Consider the following 21,955-nt stretch of genomic DNA (forward strand, 5'->3'; position numbering starts at 1 on the left):
GCACCATGGTGCGCATCCTGACCTGGTACGACAACGAGTGGGGCTTCTCCAACCGCATGTCCGACACCGCCGTGGCGCTCGCCGCGACGATCTGATCGCGGACCGGGGCTTCGGGCCCCGGACCCGACATCGACGGGCGCCGCGCGAAACGCGGCGCCCGTTTTGTTGAGCGCATCCCCATGACGAGGCCCGCCATGCTCCCCCTGACCCCGCCGTTCCGCCTCGCCGGGCCGCAGGACGCGGCCTCGCTCGCCTTCCTGCTCAACGAGGCGGCGGGCGGCATTCCGCTCGCGATGTGGACCGAAGCCGCCCCGCCGGGAGGGAACCCCTGGGCCATCGGCGCGGCGCGCATGGTCGCGAAGATGCAGGAGGCGTCGGCGGTCGTGCTCGACGAAGGTCAGGGCCCGCTCGCCGGCCTGATCGGCTACCCGATCCACGCCGCGCATGAGATCGGCCCGGACCTGCCGCCCGCCTTCCTGCCGCTGATCGAGCTCGAAAACCTCGCCGTCTCCAGCTGGTATGCGAATGCGCTGGCGGCGATGCCGCAGGCGCGGGGCAGGGGCTTCGGCTCGCGCCTGATGGCGGTGGCCAAGGACGCCGCCCGGGCCGAGGGGCTGGACGCGCTGTCGCTGATCGCCTCGGACGCCAACATCCGCGCGATCCGGCTCTATCGCCGGCTGGGGTTCGAGGTGGAAGCCTCCCGCCCGCAACTGGCCGTCGCGGGCTGGACGCCGAAGGGGCGGGACTGGCTGCTGATGATCCGCCGCGGGCTCGGCTGACGCGCGGTTTCGGCGCGCCGGGGGCTGTCGCCCCGACGCGGCGATCCTATATCAGGAAGGAGGGCGCGCGGCATTTCCGCCGCCGCCTGCTCCACGTTTCCCCGCCGCCCCGCTCACGCCGCATCTTCATGCTTTGGCAGGGCTCCCGCCGCTTTCGTCGCCCCCCGCCCCCCGCCCCCCGCCCCCCGCCTTCCGCCCGCACCAGTCCGAGATTTGTCCGCATGATTTCCTTCGCGCCGCGGCCCCGCCGCGACCGAGCCCCCGCATACGCCCCCGTCCTCCGGTCCGGAGCCGGGGCATGACCTCCCTCGAAGTGCTGCTGCACGACTTCATCACGCTCTGGGTGGTGATCGACCCGATCGGCACCCTGCCGGTGTTCCTGGCGGTGACCTTCGGCCTGTCGGCTTCGGCGCGCAGGCGCGTCGCGCTGCGCGCGGTGCTGGCCGCCTCCGCGGTGCTGCTGGGCTTCATCCTGATCGGGCAGCTGGTGCTGGAGGGGCTGGGCATCGCGCTCCCCTCGTTCCAGCTCGCGGGCGGGATCGTGCTCTTCCTCTTCGCGCTGACCATGATCTTCGGGGCCGGCAAGCCGCAGTCTGAGCTGGAGGAGGCGCCGAGCCTCGCCCAGACCGCGATCTTTCCGCTCGCCATCCCCTCGCTCGCCTCGCCGGGCGCGATGCTTGCGGTGGTGGTGCTGACCGACAACAACCGTTTTTCCATCGCCCAGCAGGCGATCACCGCCGGCATGATGGCGCTGGTGATGCTGGCGGCGCTGGGCGTGCTGCTGGCGGCGACGCCGATCCGCGCATTGATCGGCGACGCCGGGGCCTCGGTGATCAGCCGGGTGATGGGCATGATCCTCGCCGCGGTGGCGGTGGATGCGGTGCTGGCGGCGCTGGCCGCCATGCAGCTGATCCCGCCGCTGACACCGGTCGCGCTCAGCGTCCCCGAGATCGCCGGCTGAGGCGGTCAGGCGATCAAATTGTCCGCATCGAAGTCCGAGGCGTGCAGGCCCACGAAGAACACCTCGCCGCCTTCGTAGCGCACCAGGGTCCCGCCGTCGGCGTCGAGGATCTCCAGCGCCCCGGTCCCGTGCACGCCACGGCCGAAGACGGCGCGGTCGGCGTCGGGGTCGAAGCCGATCACCCGGTCGGCGCCGTCGCCGGCGAGGAACCGCAGCACGTCGTCGCCGGCGCCGCCCCGGAACACGTCGTCGCCGCGCCCGCCGTTCAACCGGTCGCCGCCGCGGCCGCCGACCAGCCGGTCGTCGCCGTCGCCGGCCAGAAGCACGTCGCGCCCGGCCCCGCCGCGCAGCGCGTCGTCGCCGGCGCCGCCCCGCAGCCGCTGCGCGCCCGCGCCGCCGAAGAGCGACAGGGACGCCGGCGCGGCCTCGCCGGTCACGGTGACCGAGACCTCGCCGATGTCGAACGCCCCCTCCGGATCGGCCAGCGCATAGTCGAAATGGTCGACCGCCACCTCTCCCGGCGCGAGCCCGTCGAAAGCGCCGTCCGGGTCGTATTCCACGCTCCCATCCGCCGAAAACCGCACCAGCGCGCCCGAGGCGAGCCGCACCACGCCGCCCGAGGCGTTGGCCGCGCCCTCGACGCCCGCGATCCGCAGCGCGTCGCCGTCGGGGTCGAGATCGGCGCCCGCGCCGTTGTCGCCCAGCAGATCGGCCCGCACCGTCCCGCCCGCGCCCACCGCCAGCGCGTCGTCCTGCGCGGTCGGCGCCTGGTTGGCGGAGGCGACGTCGATGGTCACCCGCTGCGACGTCTCGCCGAAGGCGTCGGCGACCCGGTAGACGAAGGACGCCTCGCCGTGGAAGCCCGCGTCGGGCGTGAACACCACCTGGCCGGAGACCCACGAGACCACGCCATGCTCGGCCTCGCCCACGCCGAGGAAGCTCAGCGGCCCGCCGGAGCCGACATCGCCGTCGAGCAGCGTCGCCACGTCGACGCTCAGCGCCACGTCCTCGACCCCCGCCAGCCGCTCGGGGTCGGCGACCGGGCGGCGGACCAGCTCGATCTCGGTCCCGTCGGAGAAACGGATGAATTCCACCCCGGTCAGCACGTCGCGGGCCTGGTCATGGGGCGAGACCCCGGAGGAGAGGCGCGACACGATCGCCTCGCCCTCGCCGGTGATCTCGATCCGGAACGCGTCGCGCGCGCCGCTGTAGAGAACCGTGTCCTGACCGGCGCCGCCGTCGATGGCGTTGAACCCATAGCCCGAATGGAAGCGGTCGTTCCCGTCGCCGCCCGACAGATGCGTGTCCCAGCCGGCGGCGTCGATGACGTCGTCGCCCGCCCCCGCCTCGACCACGTGGCCGCCGCCGGCCGCGGCGGTCAGATAGATCAGGTCGTCGCCGGCTCCGGAAAGGACCCGGTCGTCGCCGCCGCCGCCATGGATCAGGTCGTCGCCGTCGCCGGTCACGAACTGGTCGTCGCGCGCGGTCCCGGTCGCGGGCTCCCGGCCCGATGCGTCGCCGGTCCGCGTCACGCCGGGGGCGGCCTCCGCGATCAGCAGGGCGCCGTCGTCGAAGCGCAGCACCTCCACGGATACAAGGCCGAAGGCGGCGTTGCGGGCGTCGGAGCGGATCGACTGCCCGTCCGCGGCCAGCGTCCATTCGGCCTGGAGGCCTGCCAGGATCACGGTGTCGACGCCCTCGCCGCCGGCGAAGAGGCCCGAGCCGCCGCTCGCCTCCAGCGTATCGTCGCCGTCGCCGCCGAACATGTCGGCGATGCCGCCCGAAATCCGGAAGAGGTCGTCGCCCGCGTCGCCGAAGAGCTGGTCGCGATGGGCGCCGCCGGCCTCGAGCGTGTCGTTCCCGTCGCCGCCATGGGCTTCGCCGCCGCGGCCGGAGGGTTGCAGCAGGTCGTCGCCCGCGAAGCCGCGCAGCACGTCCCAGTCGCTGTCGCCGCGCAGCGAATCGTTCCCGGCGCCGCCGAGCAGGGTCTGTCCGAAGGGATCGCTCATGATCTCGCCGCCCATCCCGGTCCGGTCGCTTCGCGCCGGGCGGGGTCGCGCCGGGCGCGCGGCCCGACCTGACGCCGCGCCTTCAGGCGGCGGCGGATTAAGAGAAGTTAGGAAATCGTTAACACTCCGCCGGCGGAGGAGCAATCCGCCCGATCGCTCGCGGCAGGGGAGCGGCGCCGCCGCCCCGCGTCGCCGCGTCCCCTCGGGCGGTCTTGCGCGCAGGCGCGCGACTGCGGTCTATAGGCCTCCGAACCCATAGCGGACCGGACGCGAGGCCCTTTTCCATGACCCGCAAGACCCTTGACGATCTCGACCTTTCCGGAAAGCGCGTGCTGGTGCGCGTCGACGTGAACGTGCCGGTGCATGACGGCCAGGTGACCGACGCCACCCGCATCGACGCCATCCTGCCCACGCTGCGCGACATTCTGGCCAAGGGCGGCAAGCCGATCCTGCTGGCCCATTTCGGCCGGCCCAAGGGGAAGGTCGTGCCGGAGATGAGCCTTCAGGTCGTGCGCCCCGCGCTCGAAGCCGCCCTCGGCGCGCCGGTGGGCTTCACCGCCGACTGCGTGGGAGAGGTCGCGGCCGAGGCCATCGCGGCGATGCCCGCGGGCGGCGTGCTGCTGCTCGAAAACACCCGCTTCCATGCGGGCGAGGAGAAGAACGATCCCGCGTTCGCCGATCAGCTCGCGGCGCTGGGCGACGTCTTCGTCAACGACGCCTTCTCCGCCGCCCACCGGGCCCATGCCTCGACCGAGGGGCTGGCCCGTCGCCTGCCTTGCGCCGCCGGTCGCCTGATGGACTCCGAGCTCGCCGCGCTGGAGAAGGCGCTGGCCCACCCCGAACGCCCGGTGACGGCGGTGGTGGGGGGGGCCAAGGTCTCCACCAAGCTCGACCTGCTGTCGAACCTGATGTCGAAGGTCGACGCCATCGTCATCGGCGGCGGCATGGCCAACACCTTCCTGGCCGCCCAGGGCATCGGGGTGGGCAAGTCGCTGTGCGAGCATGACCTTCTGGACACCGCCCGCGAGATCATGGCGAAGGCCGAGGGGCAGGGATGCAAGCTGCTGCTCCCCGCCGACGTGGTGGTGGCGCGCGAGTTCAAGGCCGGCGCCGAATGCGAGACGGTGCCCGCCGACGCCTGCCCGGAGGACGCGATGATCCTCGACGCCGGCCCGCTCGCCGTCGCCGCGGTGGCCGCCCAGTTCGAGGCGTCGAAGACCCTGGTCTGGAACGGCCCGCTCGGCGCGTTCGAGATCCCGCCGTTCAACGCCGCCACCGACGCCGCCGCGCTCAAGGCGGCCGAGCTGACCGAAGCGGGCCGTCTGCTGTCCGTTGCGGGCGGGGGCGACACGGTCGCCGCGCTCAACGCCTCGGGCGCGGCTTCGCGGTTCTCCTACGTCTCCACCGCCGGCGGCGCGTTCCTCGAGTGGATCGAGGGCAAGACCCTGCCGGGCGTCGCCGCGCTGGAAAGCTGAGACCGCGCGCGCGGGGGGCGTCCCTCCCCGCGCGGCTGAACCCGCGCTTAACCTGACCTTAAGTTTTCCTCCCGCGTCCCCCGGTCCGCTTGACCGCTTGCAACGCGCAAGCTACCCGACCGAGCGGATACGTGTTTCGATCGGCCCACTTCGTCCAGGAGCTCCCATGAAAGCGACCCGCACCGTCAAGCAGATCCTCGCCAAGTACGAGGGCGACACCCCCGGCGTGAAAGCCAACCTGTGCCGCATGCTGATGACCGGCAAGCTCGGCGGCACCGGCAAGATGATCATCCTGCCGGTCGACCAGGGGTTCGAGCATGGGCCCGCGCGCTCCTTCGCGGCGAACCCGGCCGCCTACGACCCGCATTACCACTACCAGATGGCCATCGACGCGGGCCTCAACGCCTACGCCGCGCCGCTGGGCATGCTGGAGGCGGGCGCCGACACCTTCGCCGGCCAGATCCCGACCATCCTGAAGTGCAACTCGGCCAACTCGCTGATGTCGGGCACGTCGGGCAAGGACCAGGCCGTGACCGCGACCGTCGACGACGCCCTGCGTCTGGGCGCCTCGTGCATCGGCTTCACCATCTACCCGGGATCCGATTGCGGGCTGGACATGTTCGAGGAGATCTCGGAGATGCGCCAGGAAGCCGCCGCCAAGGGCATCGCCACGGTGATCTGGTCCTACCCGCGCGGCGAAGGCGTGACCAAGGACGGCGAGACCGCGATCGACGTCGCCGCCTATGCCGGCCAGATCGCGGCGCTGCTCGGCGCGCATATCATCAAGATCAAGCTGTCGACCGACCACCTGATGCTGCCCGAGGCCAAGAAGGTCTACGAGGCGGAGAAGATCGACGTCGCCACCCAGGCCGCCCGCGTGCGCCATTGCGTCGAAGCCGCCTTCGGCGGTCGCCGCATCATGGTGTTTTCGGGCGGGGCCAAGAAGGGCGAGGACTCGGTCTACGACGACGCCCGCGCCATCCGCGACGGCGGCGGCAACGGCTCGATCATCGGCCGCAACACCTTCCAGCGTCCGCGCGAGGATGCGCTGGCGATGCTCGGCAAGCTGGTCGACATCTACAAGGGCAAGGCCTGATCCGGCCGCCGTCCCGCGGGACGGCGTCGGCGGAAGGCGGGGGCCCGGCAGGGATGCCGGGCCCCGTTGCGTTCGGGGGGAGCGAAACGTGACGGAGCACATGGACGCGCGGCCGCGGCTTCATCTCACCGGGGCGTCCTGCGCGGGCGTCTCCACTCTGGCAGGTGCGCTGGGCGAGGCGCTGGGGATCGTCCCGATCGACGTCGACGACGTCTTCTGGCTGCCCACCGACCCCCCTTTCGCCGCCAAGCGCCCGGTCGACGACCGCGTGCGCCTGATCCGGGCGCGGCAGGCGGCGGCGGAGGGATGGCTGATCGCGGGCTCCATGCTCGGCTGGGGCGATGCGCTGGTCGAGGACGCCGACCTGATCGTGTGCGTGGAGACGCCGACCCCGGTCCGCCTCGCCCGGCTCGACCGTCGCGAGGCCCTGCGTCACGGCGCGCGCATCGCCCCCGGCGGCGACATGCATGTGGCGCATCTGGCGTTCCGGGACTGGGCCTCGCGCTATGACGATCCGGACTTCGCCGGCCGCAGCCGGGCGCGGCATCAGGCGTGGCTCGCGGCGCAGGTCCGGCCGGTCCTGACCCTCGACGGCCAGCGCCCGACGCAGGCGCTGGCGGCGGCGGTCATCACGCGGCTGCGGGAGATCGGCGCGACGCGGTCCTGAGCCCCGGGCAGGGGGCCGGTCAGTCGGGGCGCGACGCGGCGTCCCCGAAAACGGCCATGCGGCCCACGGCGCGGCCGCCGGTGACCACCTCGCCCTCGACCTCGATCCAGGCATGGGCGGCCAGCCCTTCCGGCCCGCGGGCGGCGCCCAGCCGGAACACGCAGGGCACGCCGAGCCGGTCGAGCCACAGGCGCGCGGCGAGCGACTGGATCATGCAGTCCGACCGCCACGGCAGCCGCCGCGACACCGCGACCAGCGTCCGGCGCATCCGCGCCCGCGCCTCCGGGTCGAGCCGGGCGTTCGACGGCCCGCCGGGCGCGGCGCGCAGGCGGGCGAGCAGACGGGAGGCGGGCAGGCGCGCGTGCAGCGCGCGGGCGAGAATCAGGTAGCGCAGGGCGAGGAGCGCGGCGCGACGGTCGTCGCCGTTCAGAAGGCGCCGCCAGCCGGGCCGGTCGGAGGCCTGTTCATCGCTCGGGGTCATCCCGGGCCTCGCTCTCGCCCGGCGCGAGTCGATGCGCTGCCGATCCGGAACAAGAACGCCGACGCCTCATCCGAACGCGCAAACGAAAACGGCCCGCTGAGCGGGCCGCATTCTGTTTTCATCATAAAAATCGCGAACGACCTGCGTTCGGTCCGGATCAGATGGAGCAGGCGTCGTTGAAGGGATTGTCCCTGACGCACGCATCCGTCCCCGTATTCTCAAGCCCGCGAGTCAGCGACTTCACAGACACGACCGAAATCACCGGCCGATTCCAAACTTTTTTGCCCATTGGCTCACCTCGTGAGACTACATCACACCCGCGATGAACATACGGTCATTCACCGGCAAGGCAAAGTCTTTTTGCGTTGCGCGAGGTCGATTCGACCATCTGCGTCCTGCCGCCGCAGATGAGACAACCCTTTTATCATAAGGACTTCACCCTGCATTCAGGCTTGCGGCGACAATGCGGAGAACTCGGGGCCGCCGCTGTCCGGGTCGGCGAGGACCTCTTCGATGCCGCGCCGCAGCAATGCTTCGCCAAGCCGTCGACAGGCCTCGCGCGCCGCCGCCGGCGGCCCCTCCGCGCCATGGGGCGCCGGGCGCACGAGGCCGGCGCCGAGCAGGACCGCCACCCGCTCGACCAGCGCCGCCGGAGAGGCGCCCAGCCGCGAAGCGATCCCCCCCAGCCGCGCCGGCCCCTCGGCCAGCGCCTCGGCCAGCGGCAGATAGGCCGCGCGCGCCAGCGTCATCGGGCCGAGCAGCCCTTCCACCCGCACCCCTGCGGCGATGGCGGCGGCGAGGTCCGGTCGCGCGGCGACGATGCTCAGATCCGCCGCCTCCACCCGTTCGGCCGCCGTCGGCACGCCGGCCCGGTGGAACAGGTCGGACCGCGTCTGGCGCACGATCATCAGGTCTGCGGTTTCGGCCGCGAGGAACGGGTCGGCGCAGCGTTCGACCTCGGCGCGCTGCGCTTCGGTCATGTCGAAGGCGGGGGCGAGGCGCAGCGGATCGGCCGGCGACCAGCCCGCGATCCCGCCGCGCGCCAGCATCGCGCCCAGCGCCGCCGAACCTTCCAGCGGCAGCCGCGGCGCCCCCCAGATCCGCGCGAAGACCGATGGCGGCAGCCGGCGCATCTCGTCGCGCGTGCGGGCCCAGTCGGAGGCGCCGCGCATGAACCAGTGGCTGGACAGCGCCACCCGCTCGGCGTCCTCCAGCGTGCGGGCCATGCGCCCGGCGAGATCGCCGATGCCGCCCGCCGCCTGCCAGCGGCTGCGCATCAGCTGGCGCAGCGCGGTCTCCGTCACCCCGCCCGGCGCCACCGAATAGGTCAGCTGGAAGCCGCCCCCGGGCGCGAGACGGCGGGCGAGCAGGTCCACGATGGCCGCGCGCGCGGCCGCGTCCAGCAGGTCCCAACCCCAGGGCATCACGATCAGGTCGAACGCGGGCAGCTCGAATTCGCGCAAGTCAAGGCGGGCGAGGAGCCCGACCGGATCGGCGCCGATCAGCGTCGCGTCGAGCCCGGCCTCGTCCAGCAGCGCCTGCGCCTGGGCCGCCTCCTGCGGCTCGGCGGTCTGGCCCCAGATCTCCGCCCCGGTCCCGGCCAGCGCCGCAGCCTGGGCGGCGAGCCCGACGCCGGTCCCCACCTCCAGCATCAGCACCCGCCGGAAGCGCCGCAGCGGCGCCCCGGCCAGCGCGCCGGCGGCCTGCAGGCGGACGGGCGAGGCGAAGGGGAAGGCGCCGTGGCAGGCCGGCAGATCCCGGATCACCGTCGCGCGACGCCCGCCGGGGGGCGCCGGCGGGCGCGGGCTGGAGGCGGTCTGGCCAACGGGGGTCCGGGTCATGCGGGCCTTGAGCCTCCGGTTGCGTGCGGCAGGCATTTATGCCAGAGACCCTTGGGGAAACAAGGGGCGCGCCGGGGGGCGAGCCCCGGGGTTCGGAGACGGCGCATGGGGCCTATCGGCGATATGGGGCCTATCGGCGACTCCGCCACGCCGGACCGCCGCGCCTGCGGAGCGGTCGAACATGCGCGCCGCTCCCCTGAACGTCTCTTCCATAAGGGTCATGCCCGAAAACGTCGCGCCCTGATGGCGCGAGCGGCGGGACATGTCGCCATCGGACGCCGCGCGGGGAGCCGTCGGGCATGATCGCGACGCCGCATGTCTCGGACCAGGTCGCCGCCGAGCCGTCGGCGCTCGCGACTCCGCCCTTCGCGACCCCGCCCTTCGCGACCCCGCCGCGCGAGGCCGGCCTGCGCCCCGCGCCCGGCCGTTTCGCCGCCTTCGGTCTCGTCTTCGACAGCGACCTCGTCGCGCCCTGGATGACGCCGGCGCCCGAAGGCGCCCCCGCCGACGTCACCGTGCGTCTCGGCCCTGTGCCCGACACCGCCGAGGACGCGCCCTGGGCCGGCGTCTGGCGGGTGGTCGCCCCCGGCGTGCTGGTCTTCGACGCCCCCTACATGCGCATGCGGCTGGTGGACGGGCGACGCATCGACCTCGACCTCGACCGCCCCGACCCCGCCAGCCGCGAAACCGTGACCCTGACGCTCGCCTACGGCGCGATGCCGGCCCTGCTGCATCAGCGCGGCGCGCTGCCGATGCACGCCGCCGCCGCCGCCGGGCCGTCGGGCGCGGCGCTCTTCATCGGCGACGCCGGGGCCGGAAAATCCACCTTCGCCGCGATGCTGTCGGGCGCGGGCTGGGCGCTGGCGGGCGACGACCTGATCGCGCTCGACCTCGCGCCCGATCGCCCTCTGGGCGTGCATCGCGCCATGCGCACCGCGCGCCTGTTCGAGGACTCCACCCGCGCCCTCGACCGTTACGGGATGGCGGGCGCGCCGCTCGGCGTTCCGGTCACCGGCGCGGGCGAGGGCGTGGGCAAGGAGGTCCGGGCGCTCGCCGACAGCCCCGGCGTCGCCTGGCCTGCGCCGCTGCGCGCGATCTTCGCCCTGGAATGGCTGCATCCCGACGATGCGGCGCCGGAGCTGGAGCGGATCGGCGGCATGCAGGCGCTGATGCGTATCCGCGCCTCGGTCGGGCGGCCTGAGGTCGCCGCCGCGCTGGGCCATGACGCGGCCTATTTCGCGCGGCTCGGCCGTTTGGCCGCGCAGACGCCCGTCTATGTTCTGCGCCGCCCGCGCCGGTTCGCCGCCGCGCCCGCCGCGGCGGCGCTGGCCCGCCGGGCCATCGAGGAGGCGTCCGCGACGGGCGCCGTGAAAGGGAGTTCCGCGTGAATCCGGACGACATGCTCAGCCGACGCCCCGGCGTGATGGAGGCGCGTATCAGCGACGACGAACTGGTCCTGCTCGGGGTCGGCTCCGAGTCCTATTTCGGGCTCGACGCCATCGCGTCGGATGTCTGGGACCGGCTGGAGACGCCGACCCGCTTCGCCGATCTGGTGGCGGGGCTGGCCGAGGACTACGACGCGCCCGCCGCCCAGATCGCGGCCGACATCCTGCCCACGCTCGCCTCCCTGTCCGACGGCGGCCTGATCGCGGTCGTCGCGGCCGGGTGACGTTTCGAGCCGCACCCGGCATGACCCCGACGCGCCTGCCCGTCGCGCCGCAGGCGCGCTTGCCCATCGCGCCGGCGGCGCCGGTGCGCCTGTTCGGGGCTTTCGATGCCCGCGGGCGCGCCGACCTGCTCGACGCGGCCTTCGCGCGGATGCGGGCGCCGCTGGAAGGCGGGGCCTGGGCGGGGCCGGATCTCGACGGGCGAAACGCCGCCACCGACCCGGCCGCGCGGGTGCTGCGGCTCGGCCTGCGTCTGCCCGCCGGCAGGGCGATGGCGGCGGAGGGCCGTCTGCGCCGCCGCGGCGGGCTGGTCATCGCCGGCTTCGCCCGGGTCTATGACGATGCGGACGCGGAGACGGCCGGCCCCGCCGAAACCCGCGACGAGGCCGATCTCGACCGGATCGCCGACGCGCTCGCCGCCGGGGCCTTCGAGACGACCGCCACCGGACCCGCGGCGCTGGAAGGCGCCTACTCCGTCGCCGCGCTCGACCTGCGCGCGCCCGGCGCCCCGGTCCTGACCCTGCTGCGCGACGCCATGGGGCACGAGCCCTTGCCCTACGCGGTGCGCCCCGACGGGCTGGTGCTGTTCTCCACCTGGATCCACTGCCTGCGCGCGGTCCCCGGGCTCGACGGCGACCCGGATCCGGCCGCGGTCGAGGAATTTCTCCTCTTCGCCGATCTGCCCGACGGCGGCACGGTCTGGCCGGGGATCGAGGAACTGCCCCGCGGGGCGCTCCTGCGCGCCGACGCCTCCGGCGCCGCGCGGCGCACGCATTGGCGCATCGGCCCCGACCCGGCCCTGCGCGGCCTGAGCGACGACGCGATGATGGAGGCCGGCCGCGACCTCGCCCGCCGCGCCACGCGCGCGCGCTGGGCGCGGCTGGGCGCGCGGCCGGCGGTGCTTTATTCCGGCGGGCTCGACAGCTCGCTGATGGCGGGTCTGGTCTGCGCGGCGGCGCCCGGGGGCGTCGCCGTGCCGGCCTTCAGCTCCGTCTCCACCGAAGGCGCCGCGCCGACCGAGGCCGCGTCCCGCGCGGCGCTGCAGGCGCATTGGCCGAACCTGAAGGCGATCCCGTTCCGCTCCGACGGCGCCACCGCGCTGGGGGGCGCGTGGGAGGCCTGGGCGCGTCACGGCCTGCCCAATATCGACGGCTTCGCCGACACCTATTTCGGGATGCCCCGCGCGATGCTGGCGCTGGGCTTCGACGCGGCGATGGGCGGCTTCGGCGGCGACATGCTGGTGTCCCATGCGCTGCGCGACCGGCTGCGCGAGGATCTGCGCCGGCTGCGGCTGCGCGATGCGCTGACCGAAATGCGCCTCGCGCGCGCCGAGGGACATGGCCGCAAATATCTGCTCAAGCTCGCGCTCGCCCCCACCGGGCGGGCCGCGCATCTGCGCCAGGTCCGCGCCGGCCGCGCTTCGATGGACCGGGTGCGCATCGGCCCGCCGGTGGCGACGGCGCGGATGGAGGACTGGATCGCGCGCCGCCCGCCGCCCTTCGCGCATCGCGCGCCCAGCATCCGCGCGGCGGAGCTGCAGGGGCCGATGGGCGCCGCGACCTGGATGATCTGCGACTTCCAGCTGCCCGGCGCGTCCCTGTCCGACGCGCCCGACATGGTGGCCTATGGCTCGCCGCTGCTCGACACCCGGCTGATGGCGGCGGTGATCGCGGCGCCGGCGCGGCTCAAGCGGTTCGGAGGCATGCGGCGCGGCTATATCCGCCGGTTGCTGGCCCCCGTGGCGCCCGACAGCGTCACATTTCGTTACGACAAATCCGCCTTCCAGCCCGACGAGGCCCGCCTGATGCGGGAGGCGCTGCCCCAGGTCGAGCGCGACCTCGCCGTCTTCGCCGCCGATCAGCCGATGTGGCCCGAGCTGGTCGACCGGGCGCTGCTGGCGGCGCGGCTCACGCGGGTGCGGGGCGGGACCTCCGACAGCTTCGACCGAATCGCGGTGCTGCGGGCCTGGAATTTCGGCCGTTTCCTCTCCCTCGCCGCCGGGGGCGGACCCGATTGACGGCCTAAAGCGACCGCCGCGCCCGCAAGGCCGCGCCGATGGTGCCGTCGTCGAGATAGTCGAGCTCGCCGCCGATCGGCACGCCCTGGGCGAGCGTGGTGCAGGCGACGCCTTCGGGCAGGCTTTCGGCGACGTAGTGGGCGGTGGTCTGGCCGTCGATGGTGGCGGGCAGGGCGAGGATGACCTCCGCCACCCCCTCGCGGGCGCGGGCGGCGAGGCGGGGGATGCCGATTTCCTCCGGCCCCGCCCCGTCCAGCGCCGACAGAAGCCCGCCCAGCACGTGATAGCGCCCGCGAAAGGCGCCGCCCCGCTCCATCGCCCACAGGTCCGACACGTCCTGCACCACGCAGAGCGTCGACCCGTCGCGGCGCGGATCCCGGCAGATGGCGCAGCGGCCGGAGGTGGAGATGTTCCCGCATTCCACGCACGGGCGCACGGTGCGCGACACTTCGGTCATCGCCTCCGCCAGCGGGGTCAGCGCCAGATCCCGCTTGCGCACCAGATGCAGCGCCGCGCGGCGGGCGGAGCGGGGGCCGAGGCCGGGGAGGCGGGCCAAGAGCTCGATCAGCCGCTCCACCGCGCGGCCATCCTCGCCCGCGCCTTCGGAATTGGCGCCGATGCCGGTCCTGTCGTTCTCGCCGTATCCGTCCCGGTCCTGCACGGTGCTCACCCCTCGCGGAACTGGAGCCTGTGCAGATCGGCGTAGAGGCCGCCTTGCGACAGAAGCTCCTCATGGCGGCCGATCTGCACGATGCGCCCGCCATCCATGGCGACGATCATGTCCGCGTCGCGGATCGTGGACAAGCGGTGCGCGATGATCAGCGTGGTGCGGCCCGAGGAAAGCCGGTCGAGCGCCTGGCGGACCTTCTCCTCCGCCTCCGCATCGAGCGCGGAGGTCGGCTCGTCCATCAGCAGGATCGGCGCGTCCTTCAGCATGGCCCGCGCGATGGTCAGCCGCTGCCGCTCGCCGCCCGAAAAGCGCAGGCCGCGTTCGCCCGCCTGGGTGTCGAGGCCTTCGGGCAGGGCCGCCAGAAAATCCCAGGCCTGCGCGTCGCGGGCGGCCTGTTCGATGGCGTCCCGCCCGGCTTCGGGATCGCCGAAGCCGATGTTGCGCGCGACCGTGTCGTCGAAGATCACCGCATCCTGGCCCACGACCGCGACCTGGCCGCGCAGGCTGCGCAGCGTCGCCTCGCGGATGTCGCGGCCGTCGATCAGCACCGCGCCGGATGTGGCGTCGTAGAGCCGCGGGATCAGGTTCATCAGCGTGGTCTTGCCCGCCCCCGACCGCCCGACCAGCGCCACCTTGGCGCCCGCGGGGATGGTCAGGTCGATGTCGCGCAAGGCCGCCGCGCCGCCCTCGTAGTCGAAGCTGACATGGTCGAAGCGGATCTCGCCGGTCACGCGGGGCAGGGCGACGGCGCCCGGCCGGTCGGCGATCCTGGGTTCGGCGTCCAGCACGGTGAAGATCCGCTCGCCCGCCGCCGAGCCCTGCTGGACCTCGGCGTAGAGCGTGCCGAAGCCGCGCAGCGACTGGCCCGCGATCAGGAAGGACGACACGAAGGCCATGAATTCGCCGATGGAGTTGGTGCCCGCCGCGATCCGCGCCCCGATCACCCAGAAGATGATGGCGAGGCCGAGGCCCGCCAGCAGTTCCAGGAACGGGTCGATGCGGGCGCGCTGGTCGGCGGCGCGGACCCGCAGGCGACGCAGGCTCTCGAAGGTTTCGCCGGCCTTTTCGGAGAGGTAGCCCTCCAGCCGGTAGGTCTTCGAAAGGCGGATGCCGCTGAGACCCTCGGCGATGCGGGCGGTCATCTCGCCGGCCTCTTCCTGGGACCGCCGCGCGATGCGGCGCAGGCGCCGGCCGATATTGCCGATGGGGATGGCGGCGAGCGGCAGGGCGCCGAGCGCGTAGAGGGTCAGTTCCCAGTCGATCCAGAGCAGCGCACCCAGCAGCCCGATCACGGTCAGCCCGTCGCGGATCAGCCCGGTGATCAGCTTTTCCACCGAGGAATGCAGCACCAGAATGTCGGTGGTGAAGCGGTTGGCGGTGGCGGCCGGGGCCTCGCGGTCGAGCGTCGCCAGATCGGCGCGCATCAGGGCCGCGTACATCGCCCGCTGCAGGTCGGCGTCGATCTGGGAAAGGATGGCGTTGGTCAGCAGCCGCTGGGCGTAAAGCGCCGCGGATTTCACCGTCACCGCGGCGATGACCAGCACGGGGGCGAAGCGGATCACGTCGAGGGCCCGGGTCTCGAACCCTTCCAGCGCCCATTTGATCAGCAACGGATAGACCGAGGTCGCCCCCGCCACCAGCGCGATCAGCATGAGGTTGAGCACGAGACGGCGCCAGTAGGGCCGCAGCCAGTCGCGCCAGAGCCGGGCCAGCACGTCCATGGTGCGCGCCTCGACCGGCGCGCGGGGCAGGGTCGCTGCGGCGGCGCGGTAGGCTTTGACGGCGGGGTCGGCCATGCGGTGCTCCTGCTTGGACGCGATCCTACGCGGCCGAGGGGGGCGGCGTCGGGGCTCCTGTCTAGCGGCGTGGGCGCGAAGGTCCAGAGGGCAGGGGCGCGCGGGGGGGAGGGGGCATCGCGATCCGACGCCTTGGCGATCACGAAAAGTGATTCCGCCGCCTCGCCGCGGGTTCCGCAGCGCAAACCCTTGGATTGTCTCGCCCGCCCGCCGCGCGCCCGCCTTCGGCCCGGCCGAAGCACGGGCGCCGCGACGTTCGATATCTTTTGCACCGCAACGATTGGCTGTAGCCCTGTCCGGTCCCGCGGGCGCGCGCGCCCGAACCCCGCCCCCTCAAGAGGTCCGCCATGTCCCTCGCTTTCGGCCGGCATTTCCTGTCCATCCCCGGCCCCTCGGTCATGCCCGACCGGGTGCTCAACGCCATGCACCGCGACGCGCCCAACATCTACGAGGGCGAGATCACCGTGATGGTCGAGGGCCTTTACGAGGACCTCAAGCGCGTCGCCCGCACGAAGGAAGGCCGCGTCGCCGTCTACGCCGCCAACGGCCATGGCGCATGGGAGGCGGCGGTCTCCAACCTGTTCTCGCGCGGCGACAAGGCGGTCGCCTTCGACTGCGGCCGCTTCGCGGAAGGCTGGGCGATGTCCGCCCGTCAGATGGGCGTCGACTGCCAGGTGGTCTCCACCGGCGACCGCGGTCCGGTCCCGCCCGAGACGGTGGAGGCGCTTCTGCGCGCCGACGTGAACCATGAGATCAAGGCGGTGATCGTGGTGCAGGTGGACACCGCCTCCTCGGCCCGCAACGACATTCCCGCGATCCGCAAGGCGATCGACGCCGCCGGCCATCCGGCGCTGTTCCTGGTGGACTGCATCGCGTCGCTCGGCACCGAGGTCTTCGAGTTCGACGCCTGGGGCGTGGACGCGATGGTCGCCGGCTCCCAGAAAGGTCTGATGACCCCCCCGGGGCTGAGCTTCGCCTTCATCGGCCCCAAGGCCTGGGAGAGGCAGGGCGACCTCGTCACCGCCTATTGGGACTGGAAGCCCCGCGCCGCGCCCGAGATGTTCTACCAGCGCTTCGGCGGCACCGCCCCCACCCATCTGCTCTTCGGCCTGCGCCAGGCGCTGACCATGCTGCTGGAGGAGGAGGGGATCGAGAAGGCCTGGCGCCGCCAGCGGATCCTCGCCGACGCCACCCGCGCGGCGGTGGAGGCCTGGGGGTCGAACGGCGGCCCGGTGGAGCTGAACGTGACCGACGAGGACGCGCGCGCCAACGCCGTCACCACCATCCTCACCCGCGGCTTCCCCCCCGCCGCCCTGCGCCAGATGTGCGAGAGCCAGATGGGCGTGACGCTGGGCATCGGGCTCGGCCGCTATGCCGGCACCTCGTTCCGCATCGGGCATATGGGCTGGCTGAACCCGCCGATGATCCTCGGCACGCTGGGGGCGGTGGAGACGGCGTTCGGGGTGATGGGCGTGCCGCATGGCCCGGGCCTCTCGGCCGCCTCGGCCACCATCGCGCGCGAGCTCGCCGCCGCCTGAGCGATGCGGGGCGGCGGGCGCGCGCCCGCCCGGCCGAACCCGCCTGCGAACATGCGAAAGGCGCGCCCCTGGGCGCGCCTTTCGTCATCGCGGCGACGGTCTTGCGCCCCGCCTGCGCCTCAGCCCCGCCTGCGCCGCGCGCCGAACAGGCCCAGCCCCGCCAGGCCCGCGGCCAGCAGCGGCGCGGCGGCGGGCAGGGGCACGGTCGAGGCCTGGGCCATGGTCGCCGTGCCGAATTCCGACTGGCTCCCCGCATATCCCATGCCGACGGCGCCGGCGTTGGTGACGTTGACCCATCCCAGCGGCAGCACGAGGGACTCGGGACTCGCGCTGAGGGGGGAGCTGGGATTGTAGAAGTCCAGAGTGAAGTCGTCCGTCCCGACGGTCGTGACGTCGGCCCCTTCGCCGTAGATCACGCCCTGAACGCGGAGAAGCGTATAGGTGTCGTCCACCTGCACCGAAATCATGATGTCGTCGATGTCGAATTCCGTCGTGCCGATGGTGATGCCCGAGAAGGACGCCACCTCGGCCACGTACCAACCTTCCGTGCCGGGATCCACGCCGACCGAACCGGAGAAGGTGAACGAGATCGAGCTCGGCGCGTAGGTGGGGTCCCAGCCGGTGGCGCCGCTGATGGAGCCCGAGAACTCGTAGGTCTGATAGATCGCCCCGGCGAGGGCGGGCGCCGCGGCGAGCGCGCTGGCGAGGGTCAGGCCGGCGGCGGCCAGGCAGGTACGCGGGAAGGACATGCAAAGCTCCTGTGTCGCCCGTGAAACGAAAGCGGAGTCGCTCGGGGTCGGGCATTCACTCGTTATTAATACTCGGGAAGTTGAATGAGCAACGAAAAAAACGAACCGAAATCGTAGAACCAGGAAAACGGTCCATCCTGCGCCCGCCGCCGCCGCCTGTCCGCCGGGCTGGGCGAGGTGGCGACGCCGGGGGTCCCCGGCGTCGTCCGTTTCGGCTCAGGCCCGCCGGCGACGCCGGGCGCCCAGCGCCCCCAGTCCGCCGAGCGCCGCGACCAGCAACGGCGCCGCCGCCGGCAGCGGCACGGCCGACACCTCCGCCCGGGTGAAGGTGATGGCGCCCGTGCCGGTCAGGCCGGAGTCGAGATCCACATATTCCGAATAGTCCGGCAGCGAGCCCCGGACCTCGGCGCTGAACACCGGCAGCGTGAAGCTGGACGGTTCCGCGAGCAGCCCCTCAAGCCCGGTCAGGGCGAAGGTGAGGAGGAAGCCATCCTTCGATTCTTCGGGATACGCTCCGTTTTCGGCGCTGCCGAGCGTGAACGTCGTGTTGAACTCGCCGCCCCCGACATCGATCGACTGGCCCGCGGCATAGACGTTCGACGTATCGAACTCCGTGCTGAAGATGGAAAAAGTCGAGACGTTGACCAGGGTGATCAGGGCGGCGCCCGGGGTTTCGGGAAGCTCGAAGGTTCCGGCGAAGGTGAAGCTCAGTTGTATGGACTGGTACATGCCGTCCGTGAAGCCGCCGACATTGGTGACCGTGCCTTCGAAGTCGTAGGTGACTCCAGCCTGAGCCGGGACGGAGAGTGCGGACAGGAGCAGCGCGAAGCTCCCCGCAAGCGTGGTCGAAAGGGGGGACATGTCTGCGAGGCTCCCGGAAAAAAACGCCAATCTCAAACATGAACAACATTGTTCATGTTGATTTACGTTTCGTCCATGTTTCGGCATGACGCAACGGCCGCCCCGCGTCCTCTTTGTCGCACCGCCCCCGCGCCGCGCCGGCGCGCCCCACTTCCCAACCCCGGACGCCGGGTGTATGCAGCGGCGCATGAGCGATCCGCGCGCGATATCCCCGGCCCTCCGCCGCCTGCGAATTAGCCCGGCGGCCTCCTGAGCGATCAGGGGCGCCGCCCGACACATTCGCGCGCCGGCGGGCCCTCTCCCGCCCCCGGCCGATCCGCCTGATCCCGAGTCATTCGCCTCACGGAGCGTCCGCCCATGTGCGCCGACACCGCCGACAAGACCGCCCCTGACTACCGCGACACCCTGTTCCTGCCGCAGACCGATTTCCCGATGCGGGCCGGCCTGCCCAAGCGCGAGCCCGAATGGCTGGCGCGGTGGGAGAAGCTGGGCGTCTACGACCGCCTGCGCGAAACCGCGGAGGGCCGCCCGCCCTTCGTGCTCCACGACGGCCCCCCCTATGCCAACGGCCACCTGCATATCGGCCACGCGCTGAACAAGACCCTGAAGGACTTCGTGGTCCGCTCGCAGCAGATGCTGGGCCATGACAGCCGCTACGTGCCCGGCTGGGACTGCCACGGCCTGCCGATCGAGTGGAAGATCGAGGAGCAGTACCGCGCCAAGGGTCTCGACAAGGACCAGGTGCCGGTCAACGAGTTCCGCGCCGAGTGCCGCAAGTTCGCCGAAGGCTGGGTGGATGTGCAGCGCGAGGAGTTCAAGCGCCTCGGCGTGACGGGGAACTGGGACGACCCGTATCTCACCATGAACTTCGATGCGGAGGCGGTGATCGCCGCCGAGTTCATGAAGTTCGTGATGAACGGCAGCCTCTATCGCGGCTCGAAGCCGGTGATGTGGTCGGTGGTCGAGAAGACCGCGCTGGCCGAGGCGGAGGTCGAATATCACGACCACCAGTCCCACACGATCTGGGTGAAGTTCCCGGTGGTCCGAGCCCCGGCCGGCGAGGCCGACTGGCCGGTGGAGGAGGATCCCGTCAAGGAGGACGCCTCCCGCCGCGCCGTCGCCGCGCTGAAGGCCCATGTGGTGATCTGGACCACGACGCCGTGGACCATCCCCCAGAACCGCGCCGTCTGCTTCAACCCGACCGTCGCCTACGGTCTGTTCAAGATCACCGACGCGCCCGCCGACAACTGGGCGAAGACCGGGGACCTCCTGTTCCTCGCCGACGCGCTGGCCGAGGACGTGATGGCCAAGGCCAAGGTCGCGGCGTTCGAGCGGGTGCGCGACGTGCCCGCCGACGAACTCCAGGGCATGGTCCTCGCCCACCCGCTGCGCGGCGTGGCGGAGGGGCAGGGGGAATGGGACTACGACGTTCCCATGCTGCCCGGCGATCATGTGACGGAGGAGGCCGGCACCGGCTTCGTCCACACCGCGCCGTCCCATGGCGCGGACGACTACGAGGTCGGGCGCAAGTTCGGCCTGCCGATGACCTACAACGTGATGGAGGACGGCTCCTACCGCGCCGACCTGCCGCTGTTCGGCGGGGCGGTGATCTTCGACCAGAAGGGCAAGGAAAAGGACGCCAACAAGCGGGTGATCGACAAGCTGGCCGAAGTCGGCGCGATGCTCGCCCGCGGGCGGGTCAAGCATTCCTATCCCCACTCCTGGCGCTCCAAGGCTCCGCTGATCTTCCGCAACACGCCGCAATGGTTCGCCGCCATCGACGTGGCGCTGAACGACGGCATGGACGATCACGGGACCACCATCCGCGAACGGGCCCTGACCTCCATCGACACGCTGGTCGAGTTCACCCCGCGTTCGGGCCGCAACCGCCTGCATGCGATGATCGAGGCGCGCCCCGACTGGGTGCTGTCGCGCCAGCGCGCCTGGGGCGTGCCGCTGACCTGCTTCATGCGCGAGACCGGGCCGGGCGAGGTCGAACTCCTCCGCAATCCGGAGGTCAACGCCCGGATCGAAGCCGCGTTCCGCGAGGAGGGCGCCGACGCCTGGTTCAACGACGACGCCCACGCCCGCTTCCTGACCGGGATCGAGGGCGTGACCCCCGCCGACTGGACCAAGGTCTCCGACATTCTCGACGTCTGGTTCGACAGCGGCTCCACCCACGCCTTCGCGCTGCGCGACCGTCCCGACGGGATCTGGCCCGCGTCGCTCTATCTGGAGGGCACGGATCAGCACCGCGGCTGGTTCCATTCCTCGCTGCTGCAGGGCTGCGGCACCCGCGGCCGGGCGCCCTATGAGGGCGTGCTGACCCACGGCTTCACGCTGGACGAGAAGGGCATGAAGATGTCCAAGTCCATCGGCAACACCGTGGCGCCCGAGGACATCATCCGCCAGTACGGCGCCGATATCCTGCGGCTCTGGGTGGCGCAGTCCGACTTCACCGCCGACCAGCGCATCGGGCCGGAGATCCTGAAGGGCACCGCCGACAGCTACCGCCGCCTGCGCAACACGCTCCGCTTCCTGATCGCGGCCTGCGACGGCTTCGAGGACGCCGAAAAGGTCGACGTCGCCGAGATGCCGGAGCTGGAGCGCTTCGTGCTGCACCGGCTGACCGAGCTCGACGCCGAAGTGCGCGAGGGCTACGGCCGCTACGCCTTCCAGACCGTGTTCCAGACGCTCTTTCAGTTCACCACCGGCGAGCTCTCCTCGGTCTATTTCGACGTCCGCAAGGACACGCTCTACTGCGACCCCGCCTCCAGCCTGCGCCGTCGGGCCTGCCGCACGGTGATGGACGCGCTCTTCCATCGCCTGGTCACCTGGCTGGCCCCGATCCTGGTCTTCACCATGGAGGAGGCGTGGCTGGAACGCTTCCCCGGCGACGCGTCCTCGGTCCATCTCCAGGACTTTCCGGTCACGCCGGACTGGCGCGACAGCGACCTCTTGACCAAGCGGTGGGCTCAGGTCCGCGAAGCCCGCCGCGTGGTCACCGGGGCGCTGGAGATCGAGCGTCGCGAAAAGCGCATCGGCTCCAGCCTCGAGGCGGCGCCGGTGGTGCATGTGACGGATCCGGCGCTGAAGGCGCTGCTGGACTCGGTGTTCTTCGCCGATCTCTGCATCACCTCCGGCATCACCCTGACCGACGCGGCCGCGCCGGCGGGGGCCTTCGCGCTGCCCGACGTGGCGGGCGTGGCGGTGGTTCCGGCGCTGGCGGAGGGGGAGAAATGCGCGCGCTGCTGGAAGGTGCTGCCGGATGTGGGAACCCATGCGCATGAGGCCGTCTGCGTCCGCTGCGACGCGGCGCTGACCGAAGCCGGCGTCTGATCCCGGAAA

Annotated in this window: 17 protein-coding genes; 10 read left to right on the plus strand and 7 right to left on the minus strand. The window is 72.2% G+C overall.

The window, feature by feature from the left end; genetic code table 11:
* Nucleotides 1–194 precede the first annotated feature (194 nt).
* Complete coding sequence (locus ACTB72_RS06715) at nt 195–779, plus strand: GNAT family N-acetyltransferase (protein ID WP_463036212.1); 585 nt, start codon at nt 195–197, stop codon at nt 777–779.
* Between the two features lie 298 nt (nt 780–1,077).
* Nucleotides 1,078–1,740 (plus strand): MarC family protein, encoded by a 663-nt coding sequence (locus ACTB72_RS06720; protein WP_463036213.1) that lies wholly within the window; start codon nt 1,078–1,080, stop codon nt 1,738–1,740.
* Nucleotides 1,741–1,745: 5 nt separating this feature from the next.
* On the opposite strand, the gene ACTB72_RS06725 is transcribed toward ACTB72_RS06720, so the two are convergent.
* A complete protein-coding gene (locus ACTB72_RS06725; protein ID WP_463036214.1) occupies nt 1,746–3,749 on the minus strand; it encodes an Ig-like domain-containing protein in 2,004 nt (667 codons plus the stop codon).
* A gap of 284 nt (nt 3,750–4,033) precedes the next feature.
* Between ACTB72_RS06725 and ACTB72_RS06730 the strand changes: the two genes are divergently transcribed.
* The 3 genes from ACTB72_RS06730 to ACTB72_RS06740 all read left to right on the plus strand — a co-directional run bounded on the left by ACTB72_RS06730 (nt 4,034) and on the right by ACTB72_RS06740 (nt 6,987).
* Nucleotides 4,034–5,224: a phosphoglycerate kinase gene (locus tag ACTB72_RS06730; protein ID WP_463036215.1), complete on the plus strand. Its 1,191-nt coding sequence runs from the start codon at nt 4,034–4,036 to the stop codon at nt 5,222–5,224.
* A gap of 166 nt (nt 5,225–5,390) precedes the next feature.
* Complete coding sequence (locus ACTB72_RS06735; RefSeq protein WP_463036216.1) at nt 5,391–6,320, plus strand: class I fructose-bisphosphate aldolase; 930 nt, start codon at nt 5,391–5,393, stop codon at nt 6,318–6,320.
* 88 nt (nt 6,321–6,408) lie between these two features.
* The gene (locus tag ACTB72_RS06740) at nt 6,409–6,987 is read left to right on the plus strand and encodes a P-loop NTPase family protein (protein WP_463036217.1); all 579 of its coding nucleotides are present in this window, start codon (nt 6,409–6,411) and stop codon (nt 6,985–6,987) included.
* Nucleotides 6,988–7,006: 19 nt separating this feature from the next.
* Here the strand turns inward: ACTB72_RS06740 and ACTB72_RS06745 are convergent, their stop codons facing one another.
* Both ACTB72_RS06745 and ACTB72_RS06750 read right to left on the minus strand, forming a co-directional pair.
* Nucleotides 7,007–7,468, minus strand: coding sequence for a lasso peptide biosynthesis B2 protein (locus tag ACTB72_RS06745; RefSeq protein WP_463036218.1), 462 nt, complete (start codon nt 7,466–7,468; stop codon nt 7,007–7,009).
* Nucleotides 7,469–7,914: 446 nt separating this feature from the next.
* Nucleotides 7,915–9,309: a hypothetical protein gene (locus ACTB72_RS06750; protein ID WP_463036219.1), complete on the minus strand. Its 1,395-nt coding sequence runs from the start codon at nt 9,307–9,309 to the stop codon at nt 7,915–7,917.
* 299 nt (nt 9,310–9,608) lie between these two features.
* Between ACTB72_RS06750 and ACTB72_RS06755 the strand changes: the two genes are divergently transcribed.
* Genes ACTB72_RS06755 through ACTB72_RS06765 form a run of 3 tightly spaced genes read left to right on the plus strand, consistent with a single transcriptional unit; the run spans nt 9,609 to nt 12,993 of the window.
* A complete protein-coding gene (locus ACTB72_RS06755) occupies nt 9,609–10,697 on the plus strand; it encodes a hypothetical protein (RefSeq protein ID WP_463036220.1) in 1,089 nt (362 codons plus the stop codon).
* On the plus strand, nt 10,694–10,978 hold the full coding sequence (locus ACTB72_RS06760; RefSeq protein WP_463036221.1) for a PqqD family protein: 285 nt from the start codon (nt 10,694–10,696) through the stop codon (nt 10,976–10,978). Before ACTB72_RS06755 ends, ACTB72_RS06760 begins: the two co-directional genes overlap by 4 nt.
* 20 nt (nt 10,979–10,998) lie before the next feature.
* Entirely contained in the window at nt 10,999–12,993 is a 1,995-nt protein-coding gene (locus ACTB72_RS06765) for an asparagine synthase-related protein (protein WP_463036222.1), read from the plus strand.
* Nucleotides 12,994–12,997: 4 nt separating this feature from the next.
* On the opposite strand, the gene recR is transcribed toward ACTB72_RS06765, so the two are convergent.
* Both recR and ACTB72_RS06775 read right to left on the minus strand, forming a co-directional pair.
* Complete coding sequence (gene recR / locus ACTB72_RS06770) at nt 12,998–13,570, minus strand: recombination mediator RecR (protein ID WP_463036238.1); 573 nt, start codon at nt 13,568–13,570, stop codon at nt 12,998–13,000.
* A gap of 89 nt (nt 13,571–13,659) precedes the next feature.
* Nucleotides 13,660–15,459, minus strand: a complete 1,800-nt coding sequence (locus ACTB72_RS06775) for an ABC transporter ATP-binding protein (RefSeq protein ID WP_463036223.1) — start codon at nt 15,457–15,459, stop codon at nt 13,660–13,662.
* Between the two features lie 347 nt (nt 15,460–15,806).
* On the opposite strand from ACTB72_RS06775, the gene ACTB72_RS06780 reads away from it, so the two are divergent.
* Complete coding sequence (locus ACTB72_RS06780) at nt 15,807–16,997, plus strand: pyridoxal-phosphate-dependent aminotransferase family protein (protein WP_463036224.1); 1,191 nt, start codon at nt 15,807–15,809, stop codon at nt 16,995–16,997.
* 119 nt (nt 16,998–17,116) lie between these two features.
* On the opposite strand, the gene ACTB72_RS06785 is transcribed toward ACTB72_RS06780, so the two are convergent.
* Together ACTB72_RS06785 and ACTB72_RS06790 are read right to left on the minus strand one after the other, a co-directional pair.
* Entirely contained in the window at nt 17,117–17,746 is a 630-nt protein-coding gene (locus tag ACTB72_RS06785) for a VPLPA-CTERM sorting domain-containing protein (protein ID WP_463036225.1), read from the minus strand.
* Nucleotides 17,747–17,962: 216 nt separating this feature from the next.
* A complete protein-coding gene (locus ACTB72_RS06790; RefSeq protein WP_463036226.1) occupies nt 17,963–18,607 on the minus strand; it encodes a VPLPA-CTERM sorting domain-containing protein in 645 nt (214 codons plus the stop codon).
* Nucleotides 18,608–18,964: 357 nt separating this feature from the next.
* Between ACTB72_RS06790 and ileS the strand changes: the two genes are divergently transcribed.
* Nucleotides 18,965–21,946: an isoleucine--tRNA ligase gene (gene ileS / locus ACTB72_RS06795; protein WP_463036227.1), complete on the plus strand. Its 2,982-nt coding sequence runs from the start codon at nt 18,965–18,967 to the stop codon at nt 21,944–21,946.
* Nucleotides 21,947–21,955: the final 9 nt, after the last annotated feature.

The sequence above is a fragment of the Albimonas sp. genome (assembly GCF_055129145.1).

What these genes read in the sequence shown, in the direction of transcription:
- ACTB72_RS06715 (WP_463036212.1), top strand. Translation starts at nt 195, where the DNA reads ATGCTCCCCCTGACCCCGCCGTTCCGCCTCGCCGGGCCGCAGGACGCG.
- ACTB72_RS06720 (WP_463036213.1), top strand. Translation starts at nt 1,078, where the DNA reads ATGACCTCCCTCGAAGTGCTGCTGCACGACTTCATCACGCTCTGGGTG.
- ACTB72_RS06725 (WP_463036214.1), bottom strand. Translation starts at nt 3,749, where the DNA reads ATGAGCGATCCCTTCGGACAGACCCTGCTCGGCGGCGCCGGGAACGAT.
- ACTB72_RS06730 (WP_463036215.1), top strand. Translation starts at nt 4,034, where the DNA reads ATGACCCGCAAGACCCTTGACGATCTCGACCTTTCCGGAAAGCGCGTG.
- ACTB72_RS06735 (WP_463036216.1), top strand. Translation starts at nt 5,391, where the DNA reads ATGAAAGCGACCCGCACCGTCAAGCAGATCCTCGCCAAGTACGAGGGC.
- ACTB72_RS06745 (WP_463036218.1), bottom strand. Translation starts at nt 7,468, where the DNA reads ATGACCCCGAGCGATGAACAGGCCTCCGACCGGCCCGGCTGGCGGCGC.
- ACTB72_RS06750 (WP_463036219.1), bottom strand. Translation starts at nt 9,309, where the DNA reads ATGACCCGGACCCCCGTTGGCCAGACCGCCTCCAGCCCGCGCCCGCCG.
- ACTB72_RS06755 (WP_463036220.1), top strand. Translation starts at nt 9,609, where the DNA reads ATGATCGCGACGCCGCATGTCTCGGACCAGGTCGCCGCCGAGCCGTCG.
- ACTB72_RS06765 (WP_463036222.1), top strand. Translation starts at nt 10,999, where the DNA reads ATGACCCCGACGCGCCTGCCCGTCGCGCCGCAGGCGCGCTTGCCCATC.
- ACTB72_RS06775 (WP_463036223.1), bottom strand. Translation starts at nt 15,459, where the DNA reads ATGGCCGACCCCGCCGTCAAAGCCTACCGCGCCGCCGCAGCGACCCTG.
- ACTB72_RS06780 (WP_463036224.1), top strand. Translation starts at nt 15,807, where the DNA reads ATGTCCCTCGCTTTCGGCCGGCATTTCCTGTCCATCCCCGGCCCCTCG.
- ACTB72_RS06785 (WP_463036225.1), bottom strand. Translation starts at nt 17,746, where the DNA reads ATGTCCTTCCCGCGTACCTGCCTGGCCGCCGCCGGCCTGACCCTCGCC.
- ACTB72_RS06790 (WP_463036226.1), bottom strand. Translation starts at nt 18,607, where the DNA reads ATGTCCCCCCTTTCGACCACGCTTGCGGGGAGCTTCGCGCTGCTCCTG.
- ileS (WP_463036227.1), top strand. Translation starts at nt 18,965, where the DNA reads ATGTGCGCCGACACCGCCGACAAGACCGCCCCTGACTACCGCGACACC.